The sequence below is a fragment of the Nocardia sp. NPDC001965 genome, from assembly GCF_053594175.1.
In genome coordinates, this window is record NZ_JBSFDZ010000003.1 from 60547 (window position 1) to 76561 (window position 16015).

Sequence of the window (16015 nt, forward strand, 5' to 3'; positions counted from 1 at the left end):
TGCGTAATGTGATTCCGACTCCGTCACCTGTCCGTGGGCGCGAACTCGGCGGCATCGGATCGCCGCGCCGGGAACCGGGCCCCGGCAGCGGAACCCACCGCACCCGACGTTCCCTGCCCGGACGATAGTGGACGTCACCGGGCGATCAACTGGTCAGCGGCGCGCCGTCGGGCCGAAGTGCAGGGCCGAGTGCCCGGAGCGTGCCGGGTGTGCGGCCTTTACCCCAGCCGATCTGCTCGCGATAGCTGCCGAGCAGTCCGCTGCGGACCAGTTCCTCCTGATCTCGTGCCGTCGACGATTCGGGTTCCGGGGTCGTCCGGGGGGAGACGAACAGGGCATCGGCCGGGCAATTCGCTTCGCACTGAAAGCAGGTCTGGCAGTCGCTGTGCCGGCTGATCACCGGTATACCGTCGGCGCCGCGGTCGAAGACATCGGTCGGGCAGACCGCGATGCATTTATCGCAGGCGATGCAGCGTTGCGCGGAGACGAGTTCGATCACGACGCCACCGCCACCGGGGTCGCCGCCTGTTCCGGACGGACCCAGACGCGATCCAGGCCGCCGGTGATCAGCCGATGGTGCTGATCGGGGTCCTGATCGGGGAAATCGAGACGTTTCGCCATACCGCGGGTCTCGCTGCGGGCCAGCGCCGCCCGGTACATCCAGCGGGCGTGCGCGGTCATCGCCGCCGCCTGCCGGGTGCGTACCCGTTCCTCGCCGTCACCGCCCAGGGATTCGCGGATATCGGTCCAGAGCGTGTCCAGGGTCGCCAGCGATTCGGTGAGTACCGGGCCGCGCCGCAGGTAGTTCTTGTCATAGGGCAGGACCTCGCGCTGTACGGCCTCCACCACCCGGCGTGGATCGCGGTCGATCCGGCGGCCCTGTGGCCGCGCGCCGACGGTGCCGATCCCGGTCACCCGGCGGCCCGCAGCGGCGGCGCCGAGTGCCACCGCGTAGCGGGCGGCGCCCGCCCCGGCCCAGGTGCCCGAGGAGATCGCCCACGCGGCATTGTGGCTGCCGCCGCCGGTGAATCCGCCGCAGATCAATTCGCGGGTCGCGGCGTCACCGGCGGCGTAGAGACCGGGCACGCTGGTACCGCATTCGTCGGTGACGAGCCGGATTCCCCCGGTCCCGCGGACGGTGCCCTCGGCGATCAGCGTGATCGGGAACTTGTCGGAGAACGGGTCTATGCCCAGCCGGTCGAAGGTCAGAAAGAAGTTCGGCTGGGCGCGGCGCATGGCCGCACGAGCCGGTTCCCCGGCTCGGTCGAGACGGCAGAAAACCTTGTCGCGCAGCAGTTCCGCCGCGATGAGGGAGCGGTTGTGGCCGCCGGCGCCTTCGAGCACGCTGCCGTCGGCGCGGTAGAAGGTGGCGAAATGGTAGAACGCCGTCTTGGTCACCGAGGTGCCCTCCGGCGCGATGCCGTAGGCATTGGAGAACTCCATCCCGGAAAGCTCGGCCCCGGCCTCGACAGCGAACAGCGCGCCGTCACCGGTGTTCACATCGCAACCCAGCGCTTTGGACTGGAAGGCGCAACCGCCGGTCGCCAGCACCACCGCCCCGGCCCGGACCAGGTAGCTCTCCCCGGCCTGTCGCCGATACCCCGCGGCCCCGGCGACCGCCCCGGCTGCGTCGACGAGTAGCTCGGTGACCGGGCTGTGGTCGAGGATCCGCACACCGGCGCGGCGCACTCGTATCCGCATCCGCCGCATGTACTCCGGGCCCTGTAGCCCGTTCCGGAGTTGCCGGCCGTCCGGCCCGACCGGGAACGGATAGCGGGCCTCCTCGGCGAGTTCGTTCAGCCGATCGTAGGTTTCGTCCAGCACCCGTGCCGACCACCGGCGATCGGCCAGATAGCCGCCCAGGCTCTCGCGGCTCGCGATCGCGGCCTCGCGTTCGACCGGGTCCGGCGGTACGTACCACACCCCTGTACCGGCGGACGCGGTCGCGCCACTGGTTCCGCAGTAACCCTTGTCGGCGAGCACCACATCCGCCCCGGCCCGGGCCGCGCGCAGGGCAGCCCAGGTGGCGGCCGGGCCACCACCGATCACGAGAACATCGGTGCTCGACTCGTGCACATCCGTCATTCGAACCCCTCGTTGGTGAGCGACTGCCGCGTCGGCGCGGGTCACAGTGACGAATGCCAGGCTGCACCCGGGTCACTCGAGCGGACAACGGTTGGAATCGCGGGTAGTGCAAATCTCGTCGCCGACCATCGGGGTCGCCATGATCACGCAATGCGAAAACGTGTGCCGGCCCTGCTCTTCGCGCTGCTCGCGGCGGTCTCCCTGGCGTCGGCGTGCGGCACCTCGTCGGAAGCCCGGACGACCGAGGACGGCCGGACGCTCATCCGGTACCAGGGCTGGGCCGGCCAGGTCACCTACCCCGAACTCGCCGCCGACCTCGGCTATTTCGACAAGGTCGCCCTGGACTGGGTCGGTAATACGACCAGTGGCCCGCAGGACATCCAGTCCGCGGCCACCGGAGCCACCGATATCGGCGGGGCGTTCAACGGCGCCGTGGTCAAACTCGCCGCCGCCGGGTCCCCGATCACCTCGGTGATCAGCTATTACGGCTCGGACAAGGAGAACTTCACCGGGTACTACGTGCTCGACAAGAGCCCGATCCGAAGCGCTCGTGATCTGATCGGCAAGAAATTCGGGGTGAACACCCTCGGTGCGCACCACGAGTTCGTGGCGCGGGAGTGGCTGGCCCAGCAGGGCTTGAGCAACGACGAGATCGCACAGGTGGAGCTGACGGTCGTACCGCCGGTGAACGCTGAACAGGCCCTGCGGCAGGGGCAGATCGATGCGGTCGCGCTCTTCGACATCTGGCGTGACGAGGCGGTGGCCCGCGGCGGGGTCCGGCCGCTGTTCACCGACGGTGATCTCTTCGGCACTTTCAGCTACGGCACCTATATCGTGCGCGACGATTTCCTGGCCCGGAACCGCGATGCCGTGGCCGATCTGACCCAGGGGACCGCCCGCGCGATCCGCTGGGCGCAGACCACACCACGCGATCAGGTGATCGCGAAATTCAAGGACATCATCACCCGGCGGGGCCGCGAGGGTGAGAGCCCGGACAAGGCGAACTACTGGAAGAGCACCGGTGTCGCCGGGCCCGGTGGGGTGACGCGCGAGCAGGAGATCCGGTTGTGGATCGACTGGCTGGTGCGCAACGGCGAGGTGGAGAGCGGAAAGCTGGCGGCGAAGGATCTCTACACCAACGAGTTCAACCCGTACGCCAACGGCACATATCCGGAGAACGCCGGACCGGACGGCAAGGTGGTCGGGTAGCACGCGGACATCGCCCGACTCGAACATATGACATCGACCTGGACAACGCTGCGCCCACTACTGCCCACCGTCTTCCTTCCCTCCGCCGTGTTCGGGATCGGTCAGGGCGCCGGTTCCCCCGTGATCGCCCTGACCGCCCGTGATCTCGGTGCCTCGGTGGGCGTCGCCGGGGTGATCGTGGCCCTCGTCGGCCTCGGCGCGGTACTGGGTGATCTCCCGGCGGGCCGGGTGGTGGCCCGGTTCGGGGAACGGCGGTCGATCATCGTCGGATCGATGATCGGCACCGCCGGTGTACTGCTGTCCCTGCTGGCGTGGACCCCTGCGGTACTGGCGGTGGGCGCCCTGCTCACCGGTGTCTCGAATGCGGTGTGGGGGCTGGCCCGGCAGAGCTATCTGGCCGAGGTGGTACCGGATCATATGCGGGCCCGGGCCATGTCGACGTTCGCCCTCATGTGGCGGCTGGGCTTTCTCATCGGCCCCTTCGCGGGCGCGCTGATGATTCTCGCGATCGGAACGCGCGGCGGATTCGCTGTCCAACTGGCCGGTGTGATCATCTCCGGCTGTCTGATGTCGAGAGTTCCCGACCCGCCCCGCGCCCACGATGCCCCGGCGGGCGGGGTCTCGCTGGGGACGATTCTGCGCCGGCATCGCGGGTTGCTCGCGACACTGGGCGCCGGGTCGATGCTCATGGGGGCTGCCCGGGCGTCCCGAGAAGCGGCGCTTCCCTTGTGGGCCGACCATATCGGTTTGGACGCCGCGTCGGCCTCGATGGTCTTCGGGATCGGTGCCGCGTTCGATCTGCTGTGTTCGTACCCGGCCGGGCAGTTGATGGACCGCTACGGTCGCCGGTTCGTCGCGGTGCCGTCGCTGCTGATCATCGCGCTGTCCTATTTTCTGCTCCCCCTCGCCCACGATGTGTCGACCATCGGCGCGGTGGCGGTGATCATGGGGATAGGCAACGGCTTCGGCAACGGCGTGATCATGACGTTGGGGGCCGATGTGGCGCCGCCGGCCACCCGCGCGGAATTCCTGGCGGCCTGGCGGTTGACCCACGATTTCGGGATGTTCCTCGGCCCGCTGGCCGCCGGAGCGGCGGCCACGACGGTCGCGCTCGGGATTGCGGTGGCGGCGCTGGGGGTCGTTTCGGCGACCGGCGCCGGGGTGATGTTCCGCTGTATTCCGCGATACGTACCGGTCCCGGGCCGGCCTGCGCCCGATCTGGTCTCCCGATAGGCCACCTGGCATACCGAGAATACGCGCGGTCCTCGGCGCGGCGGCCGAGCGTGCGCAATCGCGATGTCACCGGCGCTCGGTGATCCGGCTACGTTCCGTCGCGATCCGGCGGCGCGCGGCTCAGCCGAGGGGGAGCGGTGGCGTAGGCGGAAAGACGACCGGCAGCCCGGCGAGAGTGCGATGCAGCGGTCCCGGCCGCCAGACCAACTCTTCCGTCGGCACTGCCAGCCGTACTTCGGGCAGTGCGTCGAGCAGTTGATCGATGGCTTCCTGGGCGATCAGATAGGCGGTGGGCCGGGCCGGGCACGCGTGCGGCCCGGCACCCCAGGCCAGATGGGCACGATTGCCGGTGTGGTTACCGGTGCGGATCTCCGGATCGTTGTTGCAGCCGGCGAGACTGATCACCACCGGCTGGTGGGCGGGCAACCAGACACCGTCGACCAGGATGGGCTGGCGAGGATAGGTGACGCTGGCATTGGGTAGCGGCGGATCGTCGAAGAGCACATCGTCGAGCGCGTCCCGGGTCGCCAGGGCACCGCCGATCATCTCGTCGGCGAACCGGTCGTCGGTGAGGATCAGGGACAGCGTATTGATGATCAGGCTCTGCATCGGGCCCATCCCGACGCCGTACAGGGCGACCACCTGGTGGGTCATCTCGGTGTCGTCGAGCCCGGCGGAATGGTGTAGCAGTCGGCTGGTGACATCGTCGCCCGGTTCGGTGGTCTTGGTAGCCACCAGTTCCTGTACCGCCTCCCCGAACATCAGGTTGCCCTTCTCCGCATCGACCCCGTCGAAGATGGCGGCGGTCGCCGCGGCGGCGCGCGCACCGATATCGGGCGGGCAGCCGAGCATCGCGTTGATGACCTCGAAGGTCAGCGGAAACGCGTACTCGGTGACCAGATCGGCCGAACCGGTCGTGCAGAACGAGTTGATCAGCGGTACGGCGAGGCGCTCCACGGTGCCGCGCAACGCGTGCAGGTCTATCCCGTTCAGGGCCGCGGTGGTCGCGCCCCGATAGCGCGCGTGTTCGGTGCCGGCGCTACGTGGTGCGTTGGGGCGCCACTGCAGTACCGGCAGAACCGGGCAGTCGGCGGGGACGGTTTTCTCCCAACGGCGGGGATCGGCGGGAAAACGGTCAGGGTCGTTCAGGATGCGGAGTGCGGCGCGATAGCCGATCACCAGTGTGGCGGGTACCCCGGGCGCCAGCTCCACCGGCACCAGCGCGCCGTGGCGTTCCCGCATCTCCTGGTATGCGCGGTGCGGATCGGCGGCGAATTCATCGGAATACAGTGCGACCCGCTCTTCGGCGCTCCGTCCGGGCACCTGCGGTGGCACGGATTCGGGCGGCGAGTTCATGGTATTGCTCCAAGCAGGTCGGCAGACAACGGCAGGGACGATCGAGAAGCGTCGGCCCGGGGAGTGGTTCGGCCGGTTCCGCTGCGCTGCGGGCACCAAGAGCATAGGTCATTTCGCCCGGAAAAGGTTGCGCCGGGGTTGCCGCTCGTGGGCACAGGGGCATCGACTTTTGACAGAGGGTGCCATATCGTCGGCTCTGCGGTAGACGGCACAGCATTCGGTGCGGATAGGGGTAAGTCATGGGCAAATTGGACGGCAAGGTCGCATTCATCACCGGCGCCGGACGTGGCCAGGGACGATCACATGCGGTGCGGTTCGCCCAGGAAGGCGCCGATATCGTCGCGGTCGATACGACCTCCCGGGTCGACAGCGTCCCCTACCCGCTGGCCGATGCCGACGACCTCGCGGAGACCGTCCGGCTGGTGGAGGCCACCGGTCGCCGAATCGTCGCCCGGGACGCCGATGTCCGGGATTTCGGAGCCCTGTCCGCCGCGGTCGCCGCGGGGGTGGACGCGTTCGGCCGCCTCGATATCGTCGTCGCCAATGCCGGGATCTCCAGCCCGGCCCCGACTCTGGAGATGAGCGAGGACGTCTGGCAGGACATGATCGATATCAACCTCACCGGAGTATGGAAGTCGCTGAAGGCAGCGGTACCGCATGTCGTCGACGGCGGCCGCGGGGGTTCGGTGGTGATCACCAGTTCGCTGGCCGCGTTCCACGCCAACGAGAACACCGCACACTATTCGGCGTCCAAATCCGGTTTGGTGATGCTGATGAAAGTGCTGGCAAAAGAGCTCGCGCCGCACGATATCCGGGTGAACACCGTGCATCCGACCACCGTGGCCACGGAGATGATCCTCAACGACGCCACCTATCGCCTCTTCCGTCCCGATCTGGCGGCGCCGGATCGCGCCGATTTCGAAGAAGCGGCCCGGACGCTCAACCGGCTACCGGTAGCGGCCCTGGAACCCGAAGACATCACCGCGACGGTGCTGCACCTGGTCTCCGACGATGCCCGCTACGTCACCGGGACCACCCAGTTGATCGATGCCGGTGGAGCACTCTGAGCGACGACCCGGTCCCGCCCCGGGCGACTGCGACTCCGCTGCTCGTCGCGGCTCCGGGACAGCTACACCCGGGGGCGCGGATGCTTCTCCTCCCCGCCGGTGACATTCGACGGGCTGTGAACCACCGGACCGGCTCCCTGCTCGACGGGTGTTCCGGCTGCGGTCGGGCGCACCGGCCCGGTCCCGGTCACCGTGGCGAGTGCAAGGACTTCGAAAGGTTCTCTCGAGCGCGCCGGATAGATTTGCGGATATGACGCGCGATGTTGTCCGCCGGCTGCTGCTCGGCGCGGGGTGGTGTGCGCTGCTGACCGGGATACTCGGGATCGCCCTCTATTCCGGGGGCTGGCAGCGGCGGGAACTGATCCTGCTGGCGTCGGGAGCGACGTATCTGATGTTCGCGACCGTGCTCGCGCTACTGCTGTTCCTGAGCGCGCGTGGTTGGCGCAGCGCCGCGGCGGCGGTGGTGGTGCTGGCCGGGGTGCTGTGGACCCAGCTGCCGTTGTTCGTTCCGGACAGTCGCGCCGCCACCGGCGGCGGCGCCGAACTGACAGTGCTGCAATCGAATCTGTTGTTCGGCGGCGCCGACACCGATGCGCTTGTACATGCGGTCCGCGACCGCGATGTCGATGTGCTCACCGTGGACGAGCTCACCCCGGAAGCCGTCGACGCGTTGACCGCCGACGGTCTGGGCACCCTGCTCCCGTACACCTATCTGGATCCGGGCCCCAGTGGCGGAGGTACCGGTATCTACAGCCGCTTCCCGCTGTCGGACCCGGTGCGGCACCAGGAGTTCGTCCTGGGCAACCTGTCCGCGATACTCACCCATCCCGACCTGGGTCCGGTCACGGTGTACGCGTTCCATCCGTTGCCGCCGACAGTGGATTCGGCCGCCTGGGCTCGGGAGATGAGCGCGGTCGATACGATCCTGCGGAAATCGCGGGGACCGGCGGTGGTCGGCGCCGATTTCAACGCCACGAGTGATCACGCGGCTTTCCGGCGGCTGGTGACCGGAGGTTTCGCCGCCGCGGCCGAACAGGCCGGGGCGGGAAGGCTGCTCACCTATCCAGCCGACAGAACGTGGGGTCCGCTGATCGGTATCGATCATATTCTGGTATCCGGCGGCACCACCGATCACATCAGCACGTTCACCCTCGCGGGCACCGACCACCGGGCCGTGGTGGCCCGGCTCCGGCTCACCCGCTGACCCGCCACCGAGCGCCCCGATCCCCGTCGACAACTGGAGAGAACATGTATTCCGGCATCCGTCTGCGCACTGTCACCGGCACCATCGCGATCGCCCTCGCGGCCGGTCTCGGTTCGGTCGCCTGTAGCAGCAACCGGTGGTGCGAATTCGACGCGACCGATACGAAGGTCGCCGATTCCTACTGTGAGAACGGGACTCCCGGCTACGAGTGGGAGCCCGACAGCGACGGCAAGAACAGCAAGAAGAAGCCCAGCAAACCCACCACCTCCAAACGTACGCACTGAGGCGGCCACCGGGCCCGCCGTCACGGGTGATCCGCACCGGTGTCGAGCACGTCGATGATCCGGTGCGCCGCGGCGATCCGGGCGGGAATGGGGATGTTCCTGTTCATCAGCAGGACCACCGCGATGGATCGGCTCGGTACGTAAGAGACATAGGTACCGAATCCATCGGTCGAACCGGTTTTGTCGAACAGGAGCGGCCCGGCGGCGGGAACGGCCGGACCGATCGGCTGCGGCCGACCGATGACCTCGGGCGAGTTTCCGGTCTGTAGGGCCTCGAGGGATATCGGGTAGTCGAAATACTCCCAGCCCAGAGCTTGGGTCATCCCGCCGACCCGGTATTGCCCTCGATGGGTCGAGTCGAGAGCTTCGCGCAGCGCGGGCGTCGCGCGCTGTGTATCCATATTCACCGCGACGAACGACAGCAGATCGGACACGGTCGTCTTCAATCCGTAGGCCTCGGCATCTCCCGGGCCGGGCGAGACACGCTTCCTGTCACCCGATCTCGAAGTGCCCCAGGCATATTCGCTCTGAATCGCGGCCGGTACCTCGAAGTAGGTGTCTCGGAGCCCCAGCGGTTCGAGTACTTCGGCGCCCATCGCTTCCTCGAACGGCTCTCGCAGCGCTGCGCCGGTGGCACGGCCGAGCAACGCCATGCCCGGGTTCCCGTACAGGCGGGTGGTGGCCGGGGGATACGTGGCGCGCCACTGCTGGAAGTAGTGCCACATATCGGCTTCAGCTGTCACATCATCGGGAAACTGTTGCGGCAGACCGCCCGCCGTGTAGGTCGCGATATCGCGCAGCCGTACGCCGCCGATCGGATGACCGGCGAGCTGGGGCAGGTATTCGCCGACGGCGGCGTCGAGGTCGAGACGTTGCCGGGATGCGGCGGTGGCGGACAGCAGCGTCGTGAACAACTTGCTGACCGAGCCGATCTCGAAAATCGTCCGCTCGGTGACCGGGCGATCACCGTCCGGGGCGGTGGTTCCGAACACGAAGTGCCGGCGGCGATCCCCGTGGATCACGCCCACCGCGACTCCGGGCACGTCATACCTCGCCTGCAACTCCACGGAGATTTCGTCTACCGCGGCCCGCAGCGGATCCGGGGTCGCCACGGGCGCGGCCGATCCTCCGGTACACGCGGCTACGAGCAGGCCCGCGAGCGGCAGGACCATCCGCCGGACCCACCGTGCGGGGCCGTCGGCCCGAGTCCCGCGGACGGTGTGCCCGTAACGATATCCCGCCGCTGTGGGCCCGATGGTGCTGCTCCGGGATTCGTCCCCGGAGCCGCTGACCGAATGAACCATGAGCCGAACGGTAGGCGAGGTATCGGCGACCGTAAATGCCTGCGTGGCGGTTCGTGGTCTGCCGCGTCCGCGCCGGTAGAGTCCGGTCCGCTCGAGTACGTGTCGATGGATCTGGCCGGTAGCACGATGCGATCGGGGTGGCGATGGACAGGCGTACGGTGTTGTCGTTGCTGGCCGCGGGTACCGTGGCCGCCTTGACCGGCTGTCATGCCGCGCAGGGGGAATCGGCGGTCGCGGGTGAGGTGCGGATCCCCGAAGCGGTGGATCCGCCGATATCACCGCCGTCCCCGCTGCTACCGCCTCCGCCGGGTGGCCCGCCGACGGTGATTCCGGCCGGCGTGATCACCGCGCTGCCCGGGCCGGGCAGCACCATGGCGCTCACTGTGGACGATGGAGTGAGTCCGGAGGTTGTCGGCGCCTATATCCGGTTCGCCCGGGATACCGGGGCTCGCTTGACCTTCTTCGTCACCGCCTGCTACGACTCCTGGTCCACCCACCGGGACGAGTTGCGTCCTCTGGTGGAGGCCGGTCAGGTGCAGCTCGCCAATCACACCTGGGCCCATACCGATCTCACCACCGGCTCGGAGTTCGCGGTCGCCGACGAGCTGTCCCGCTGCAAGATGTTCCTGCACAACACCTTCGGTGTCACCGGCGCTCCGTTCTATCGGCCGCCGTTCGGTCGCCACAATGCCACGGTCGACCGGGTCGCCGCCGATCTCGGCTACACCGTCCCGGTCATGTGGTTCGGCTCCCTGTCGGATTCCGGCCTCATCACCGAGCAATACCTGGTGGAGTGTGCGCACCGATACTTCAACCCGCAGTCGATCGTCATCGGGCACGCGAACTTCCCACCGGTGACCCGCTGCTACGGACAGCTGGTGGACATCATCCGGGAGCGCAATCTCGCCCTGGTCACGCTCGACGATGTGCTCTCCGTGGCCTGACCCGGTTCGTGAACCGCCTGGGTCGGGGCTGCAGAATGTATGCGATCCGCATGGCCTTTCACCCGCATCGATGGCCGATGGGCATCGATTGGACACAGTAAAATAGACTGACTGGTGTCATTTTCTGTTCTTCGGGAAGGGTGCCGGTGTCGCGGGTTCCGGACGAGTACGCCGCGTTCGCGAACCGGCTGGCCGGCTATGTGCAGACCTACGTGCGGAGAGTGCGGGCCGAAGTCGGCGATCTGATCGACGCCGGGGCCGGGGCCGGGCCGGGGAAACTCGAAGGAGCGGACGCCGCGGGCGCGGGGCGGATCCGAGGGGCGGAGCCCGCCGGAAGCGCCGCGGTGCCGGCGGACGGTCCGAACCGCGGGGCCGGGACGGAGCCGGTGCCGCCGCGCGAGCCCGAGGGGAAGCGGACATCTGCGCGTCCGGACCGGCAGCGAGTGGTCGAGATCGTCCGGAGTGCCCGGTCGCGTGGTGGCAATTTCGGGATCGGCCGGGCGCGCCGGGCCGAGGCGGATGCCGCCGGACTGGCCTGGGTGGGCGTCGAGCCACGCCGGTTGCCCTACGGCGACGGTCATCGGTGGGTGAGCGGCGATGGATTGCGGCAGTACCGCCCGCCGCAACAGAAACCGTCCGGCCGTGGTGTGGAAGCCAATTACGAGTCGCGGTCGGCGACCGCGCGCCACTGGGAGAGCAACGCGCACCTGGAGATCGAGGAGCGGTGATGAGAGCCGAACTCAAGGGAATGTACAGCCCGGATGCCGATCTCACGGATCCGGTTGTGGTGGGCGCGGCCGATGCCCTGCTGGTGCAGTTGATGATCGGCCCGGCGGGCGCGCCGGGAGCCGAGTCGTTCGATCTACTCGTCCGCGCAGCCGGGAATGCCGATGCGACCGCGAGCGGGCCGGGATTCGATCCATCGGGGCGCGCTCTCGTACTCGACCGGATCGATATCGACGAGGTGCGCCGCCGGGTCGACGCTTTCCTGCGTGAACTCGAGGAGCCCACCTGGCAGGCGCTGGCACAGGCGATCGGCCGGATCGCGCGCTGGGAGTTCGCAGGCTTTCTGCCCGGTCGCCCGCCGGGCGAATAGTCCCGGCCGCGCGCGTAGCGGCCCGCGGCCGGGGCGGCTGCGGCCGTTCTGTCAGGCGGATTCGGCGAGGTTGTCCGCGGTCCAGATCTCGGCCAGCTCGTCGAGCGGGAGTTCGAGAACGCGGCTCAGGGAAACGACGGTGCCGAAGCCCGGGGAGGGCAGGCGGCCGGTTTCGATCTTGCGAAGAGTTTCCGGGGAGATACCGGCCGCCCGGGCGACTTCGGTGAGGTCGCGTCCTTCGCGGGCGGTGCGCAATCGGAGTCCGAGGCGGCGGCCGGCATCGATCTGGGTGGCGGTGAGTGGCAGGCGGACCATGGGCTCCACTCTAGGAGTGGTATTAATGTACCGCAATGACGGTATAGAAATACCTGTGACGGTGGAGGTCCTGATGGTGGAGTTGAAAACGCCCGGCGAGATCGAGCGGATGCGCGTCGCGGGCGCGTTCGTGGCCAAGATCCTGGCGGAACTGCGCGCGGTGGCGGCGGTGGGCGTGAACCTGCTGGAACTGGAGATGATCGTGCGTGAACGGATCCGGCAGCGGGGCGCAGTGTCCTGCTACTGGGATTACGCGCCCTCGTTCGGGCGGGGGCCGTTCCGCAATACGGTGTGCCTGTCGGTCAACGACGCTGTGCTACACGGCCTGCCCTTCGACTACGCCCTGCGCGACGGCGATGTGCTGACCGCGGATCTGGCGCTGAGCATCGACGGCTGGGTCGCCGACGCGGCCACCACGGTCATCGTCGGCACCGCCGCTGCCGAGGATCTGCGCCTGGTACGGGCGACCGAGGAAGCCCTGGCGGCGGCGATCGAGGCCGCGCAGCCCGGTAACCGGATCGGTGACATCTCGGCTGCCATCTCCGCGGTGGCCGCCACCCACGGGTATCCGGTGAACACCGAATTCGGTGGTCACGGGCTCGGCCGGACCATGCACGAGGATCCGCACGTCGCCAATGCCGGGCGCGCGGGCCGGGGCTTCCGGTTGCGACCCGGGCTCACCCTCGCCCTGGAACCGTGGTTCGCCGCGACCACCGACCGGATCGTCACAGACGCGGACGGCTGGACCATCCGCTCGGCCGACGGTTCCCGCACGGCCCATTCCGAGCACACCATCGCGATCACCGCCGCCGGTCCGCGGGTTCTCACCGCGGCTGCGTGACGGACCGGCGACGGGGCGCACCGCGGGCCTGTCGCGACAATCGGCTCGACCACCCGAAACCCGCCCGGTGGACCCGTACGCCTCGAGCGGGTCGGTATATGTGTCGCCCACGGCCGACCCGCCGGTCCGGGCTCAGGTCGCCCGGCTCACCGACGACATGTGGAAATCGGGGATCCGCAGCGGCGGCATGGCGGTACGGGTGAACCAGTCCTTCCATTCCCGTGGCAGCGTGAGTTCGGTGGCCCCCGCCTCGGTGACCCGGCGCAGCAGATCCAGTGGGCTCTCGTTGAACCGGAAATTGTTCACCGCTCCGGTGACCTCGCCGTTCTCGACCAGATACACACCGTCGCGGGTGAGGCCGGTGAGCAGCAGGGTCGCCGGGTCCACTTCGCGGATGTACCAGAGCGTGGTCAGCAGCAGACCGCGCTCGGTACGGGCGATCATATCGTCCAGTGTCGCGGTGGAACCGCCGGTGAGCAGCAGGTTCTGCACCTGCACCGTCGGTTCGGTGTCGTAGTCGGCGGCGATGGCCCGGGGGTACACCAGATCGGCTATCGCCCCGTCGCGCAACCAGTCCACCCGCTGCGCGGGCAGGCCGTTGTCGAATATCGATACCGTCTCCGACGAGGCCTGCGTGGCCACAAAGGGCAGGCACTGCAAACCGGGTGCCTGCGGATCGGAGAAGAGCGTCAGCGGAATATCGGTGAGTTTCTCGCCGACCCTGGTACCACCCGCGGCGGCGAAAGCGGTGTGGCCCTCCTGCGCGCCCCGGCCCTCCATCGACCAGTACATGTAGATCAGCAGATCGGCGACCGCCGACGGCGGCAGCAGCGTTTCGTAGCGTCCGGCGGGCAGATCCACCCGGCGCTCCGACCAGTCCAGCCGCCGGGACAGTTCCGTGAGCAGGCCCGGAGTGTCCAGATCGGTGAAATCGGTGGTGCCCGCACCGACCCAGGCACTGGCCAGTTCCGCGCCGTCCCCGCGTTTGCCGTTGATCTCCACCGACCCGGTGGGCTGGGTGTAGCGGCGCCGGATACCGGTGGAGGTCCCGAGCCAGGTGGTCTGCACCTGGTGGTGCGCGAATCCGTAGAGGCGGTCGGCGCCGTCGAAACCGGTGGACAGATCGGCGGCGAGCCCGGTGAACACCTCGATACCGGTGACGGCCGGAGCCTCTTCCCAATCCGGGTCCGCAGGTACCGTATCCGCGTCCAGCAGTGGCATCGCGTCGCGCGCCGGCTCGGCCGCCCGGGCCGCCGCCTCGGCGGCCCGCACCACGGCCGCGATATCGGCCGGGTCGACACTGGTCGAGGCCACACTGCCGACCCGGGCCGAACGTGGCCCGTCGCGGAACACCGCGATCACCGACCAGCGCCGCGATACCGAGGCGCCGTTCGTGGTCATGGAGTTCCCGGCCCAGCGCAGCGAGGCCTCGTATTCGTCGGTGACGATGACGATCGCCTCGTCGGCCCGGGATTCGGCCAGGGCCCGCTCGACTACCGCACCCGCGGGCAGCACTCCCGCACCGGTCACCGTCATCGCCCTGCCTCCGTCCGGGTGTTGAGTACGTTCACGCCGCGCACCAGTACCGACGGGCAGCCGTGGCTGACCGCGGCGACCTGCCCCGGCTGGGCTTTCCCGCAATTGAACGCGCCACCCAGCTGCCAGGTCGACGGGCCGCCGACCGCCTCCATCGACCCCCAGAAATCGGTGGTGGTCGCCTGATAGGCGACATCGCGCAGTTGCCCGGCCAGTTCCCCGTTGCGGATACGGAAGAAACGCTGCCCGGTGAACTGGAAGTTGTAGCGCTGCATATCGATCGACCAGCTCTTGTCGCCCACGATGTAGATACCGTCGGTCACCCGCGAGATCAGCTCCGCCGTGCTGGTATCGGCGGCGGGATCGGGTTGCAGCGAGACATTGGCCATCCGCTGGATCGGCACATGATGTGGGGAATCGGCGTAGGAACAGCCATTGGAACGCTCGAGGCCCAGCCGCGGCGCGAAGACCCGGTCGAGCTGATAACCCACCAGCACCCCGTCGCGCACCAGATCCCAGCGCTGACCGGCTACCCCGTCGTCGTCGTAGCCGACGGTGGCCAACCCGAACGGCTGCACCCGGTCGGCGGTGACGTGCATGATCGGGGTGCCGTAGCGCAGGATGCCCAGCAGATCCGGCGTCGCGAACGAAGTCCCGGCGTACGCGGATTCATACCCGATCGCGCGGTCGTACTCGGTGGCGTGGCCGATGGATTCGTGGATGGTCAGCCACAGATTGGTCGGGTCGATCACCAGATCGGTCGGTCCCGCGGTGACGGTCGGCGCCTTCACCTTCTCGGCGAGCCATTCCGGGATCCGGGCCAGTTCGGAATCCCAGTCCCAGATCCCGTCGGCGCCGGTGACGTACTCCCAGCCCCGGCCGACCGGTGGTGCCAGGGTGCGCATGGTCTCGAAGCCACCCGAGACGGTGTCGACGGTGATCGCCTCCAATTGTGGCTGTAGGCGCACTCGCTGCTGGATTATCGAGGAGCCGGCGGTGTCGGCGTAGTAGGTCTGCTCCTTGACCTGCAGCAGTGTCGCGGTGACGTGATCGACGCCGTCGGCGGCCGTGAGACGACCCGAATAGTCCTGTAACAGCGTTACTTTGTCCGCCGAGGCGATACTGAACGGATCGATCCGGTAGTCCGAGATCCAGCGCGCGTTCTCGTAGCGGGGTTCCCCGGCGAGTTCGACACGTTCCCGGTTCAGCGCGCGCAGGGTGGTCGCCACGGCCACCGCCGAGCGTGCGACCTCGGCCGCGGTTTCCCGGGTCAGTGCCGCGTGCGAGGCGAAACCCCAGGTGCCGTCGACGATGACGCGCACCGCGAAACCGAGTTCGACGGTATCGGTGAGGGCCTCCACCCGACCGTCGCGCAACCGAAGTGTCTGCGTACACAACCGGTGCACCCGCAGATCGGCGTGCTCGGCCCCGGCCGTGCGGGCCGCCGAGAGCGCCGCCTCCGCCAGCGCCGCCAGCGGCAGGTCCGCGAACTCCGGATCGATATCGTGCCCGGACGGTAGCCCGCCCGATTCATTGGAGAT

Annotated in this window: 16 protein-coding genes; 9 read left to right on the forward strand and 7 right to left on the reverse strand. The window is 68.4% G+C overall.

Annotated features, from left to right (window positions below):
- Positions 1-145 precede the first annotated feature (145 nt).
- Positions 146-499 carry a 4Fe-4S dicluster domain-containing protein gene (locus ACWCPQ_RS06815; protein WP_449895633.1) on the reverse strand — a complete coding sequence of 118 codons (354 nt, stop codon included), beginning with the start codon at positions 497-499 and terminating at the stop codon, positions 146-148.
- Positions 496-2085, reverse strand: coding sequence for an FAD-dependent oxidoreductase (locus tag ACWCPQ_RS06820; protein WP_449895635.1), 1590 nt, complete (start codon positions 2083-2085; stop codon positions 496-498). The genes ACWCPQ_RS06815 and ACWCPQ_RS06820 overlap by 4 nt, the downstream gene beginning before the upstream one ends.
- Positions 2086-2235: 150 nt before the next feature.
- Here ACWCPQ_RS06820 and ACWCPQ_RS06825 point away from each other — a divergent pair, with 150 nt between their 5' ends.
- Both ACWCPQ_RS06825 and ACWCPQ_RS06830 read left to right on the forward strand, forming a co-directional pair.
- Complete coding sequence (locus ACWCPQ_RS06825) at positions 2236-3294, forward strand: ABC transporter substrate-binding protein (RefSeq protein ID WP_449895637.1); 1059 nt, start codon at positions 2236-2238, stop codon at positions 3292-3294.
- Between the two features lie 27 nt (positions 3295-3321).
- On the forward strand, positions 3322-4527 hold the full coding sequence (locus ACWCPQ_RS06830; protein ID WP_449895639.1) for an MFS transporter: 1206 nt from the start codon (positions 3322-3324) through the stop codon (positions 4525-4527).
- A gap of 120 nt (positions 4528-4647) precedes the next feature.
- Here the strand turns inward: ACWCPQ_RS06830 and ACWCPQ_RS06835 are convergent, their stop codons facing one another.
- The gene (locus tag ACWCPQ_RS06835) at positions 4648-5883 is read right to left on the reverse strand and encodes a cytochrome P450 (RefSeq protein ID WP_449895641.1); all 1236 of its coding nucleotides are present in this window, start codon (positions 5881-5883) and stop codon (positions 4648-4650) included.
- Between the two features lie 239 nt (positions 5884-6122).
- Between ACWCPQ_RS06835 and ACWCPQ_RS06840 the strand changes: the two genes are divergently transcribed.
- The 3 genes from ACWCPQ_RS06840 to ACWCPQ_RS06850 all read left to right on the forward strand — a co-directional run bounded on the left by ACWCPQ_RS06840 (position 6123) and on the right by ACWCPQ_RS06850 (position 8438).
- Positions 6123-6950 carry a mycofactocin-coupled SDR family oxidoreductase gene (locus ACWCPQ_RS06840; RefSeq protein WP_449895643.1) on the forward strand — a complete coding sequence of 276 codons (828 nt, stop codon included), beginning with the start codon at positions 6123-6125 and terminating at the stop codon, positions 6948-6950.
- A 250-nt stretch (positions 6951-7200) separates the two neighbouring features.
- The gene (locus ACWCPQ_RS06845; protein ID WP_449895645.1) at positions 7201-8154 is read left to right on the forward strand and encodes an endonuclease/exonuclease/phosphatase family protein; all 954 of its coding nucleotides are present in this window, start codon (positions 7201-7203) and stop codon (positions 8152-8154) included.
- 44 nt (positions 8155-8198) lie between these two features.
- Entirely contained in the window at positions 8199-8438 is a 240-nt protein-coding gene (locus tag ACWCPQ_RS06850; protein ID WP_449895647.1) for a hypothetical protein, read from the forward strand.
- A gap of 20 nt (positions 8439-8458) precedes the next feature.
- On the opposite strand, the gene ACWCPQ_RS06855 is transcribed toward ACWCPQ_RS06850, so the two are convergent.
- Positions 8459-9742 carry a serine hydrolase gene (locus tag ACWCPQ_RS06855; protein WP_449895649.1) on the reverse strand — a complete coding sequence of 428 codons (1284 nt, stop codon included), beginning with the start codon at positions 9740-9742 and terminating at the stop codon, positions 8459-8461.
- 143 nt (positions 9743-9885) lie between these two features.
- Here ACWCPQ_RS06855 and ACWCPQ_RS06860 point away from each other — a divergent pair, with 143 nt between their 5' ends.
- The 3 genes from ACWCPQ_RS06860 to ACWCPQ_RS06870 all read left to right on the forward strand — a co-directional run bounded on the left by ACWCPQ_RS06860 (position 9886) and on the right by ACWCPQ_RS06870 (position 11782).
- Positions 9886-10686 (forward strand): polysaccharide deacetylase family protein, encoded by an 801-nt coding sequence (locus ACWCPQ_RS06860; RefSeq protein WP_449895651.1) that lies wholly within the window; start codon positions 9886-9888, stop codon positions 10684-10686.
- Between the two features lie 146 nt (positions 10687-10832).
- Positions 10833-11414, forward strand: a complete 582-nt coding sequence (locus tag ACWCPQ_RS06865) for a hypothetical protein (RefSeq protein ID WP_449895653.1) — start codon at positions 10833-10835, stop codon at positions 11412-11414.
- Entirely contained in the window at positions 11414-11782 is a 369-nt protein-coding gene (locus ACWCPQ_RS06870) for an Imm8 family immunity protein (protein WP_449895655.1), read from the forward strand. The genes ACWCPQ_RS06865 and ACWCPQ_RS06870 overlap by 1 nt, the downstream gene beginning before the upstream one ends.
- 51 nt (positions 11783-11833) lie before the next feature.
- Here the strand turns inward: ACWCPQ_RS06870 and ACWCPQ_RS06875 are convergent, their stop codons facing one another.
- Complete coding sequence (locus ACWCPQ_RS06875; protein WP_449895657.1) at positions 11834-12097, reverse strand: helix-turn-helix transcriptional regulator; 264 nt, start codon at positions 12095-12097, stop codon at positions 11834-11836.
- A gap of 73 nt (positions 12098-12170) precedes the next feature.
- Here ACWCPQ_RS06875 and map point away from each other — a divergent pair, with 73 nt between their 5' ends.
- Positions 12171-12938: a type I methionyl aminopeptidase gene (gene map / locus ACWCPQ_RS06880; protein ID WP_449896220.1), complete on the forward strand. Its 768-nt coding sequence runs from the start codon at positions 12171-12173 to the stop codon at positions 12936-12938.
- A gap of 132 nt (positions 12939-13070) precedes the next feature.
- On the opposite strand, the gene ACWCPQ_RS06885 is transcribed toward map, so the two are convergent.
- A complete protein-coding gene (locus ACWCPQ_RS06885; protein WP_449895658.1) occupies positions 13071-14474 on the reverse strand; it encodes a metallopeptidase TldD-related protein in 1404 nt (467 codons plus the stop codon).
- Positions 14471-16015: a TldD/PmbA family protein gene (locus ACWCPQ_RS06890; RefSeq protein WP_449896221.1), complete on the reverse strand. Its 1545-nt coding sequence runs from the start codon at positions 16013-16015 to the stop codon at positions 14471-14473. The genes ACWCPQ_RS06885 and ACWCPQ_RS06890 overlap by 4 nt, the downstream gene beginning before the upstream one ends.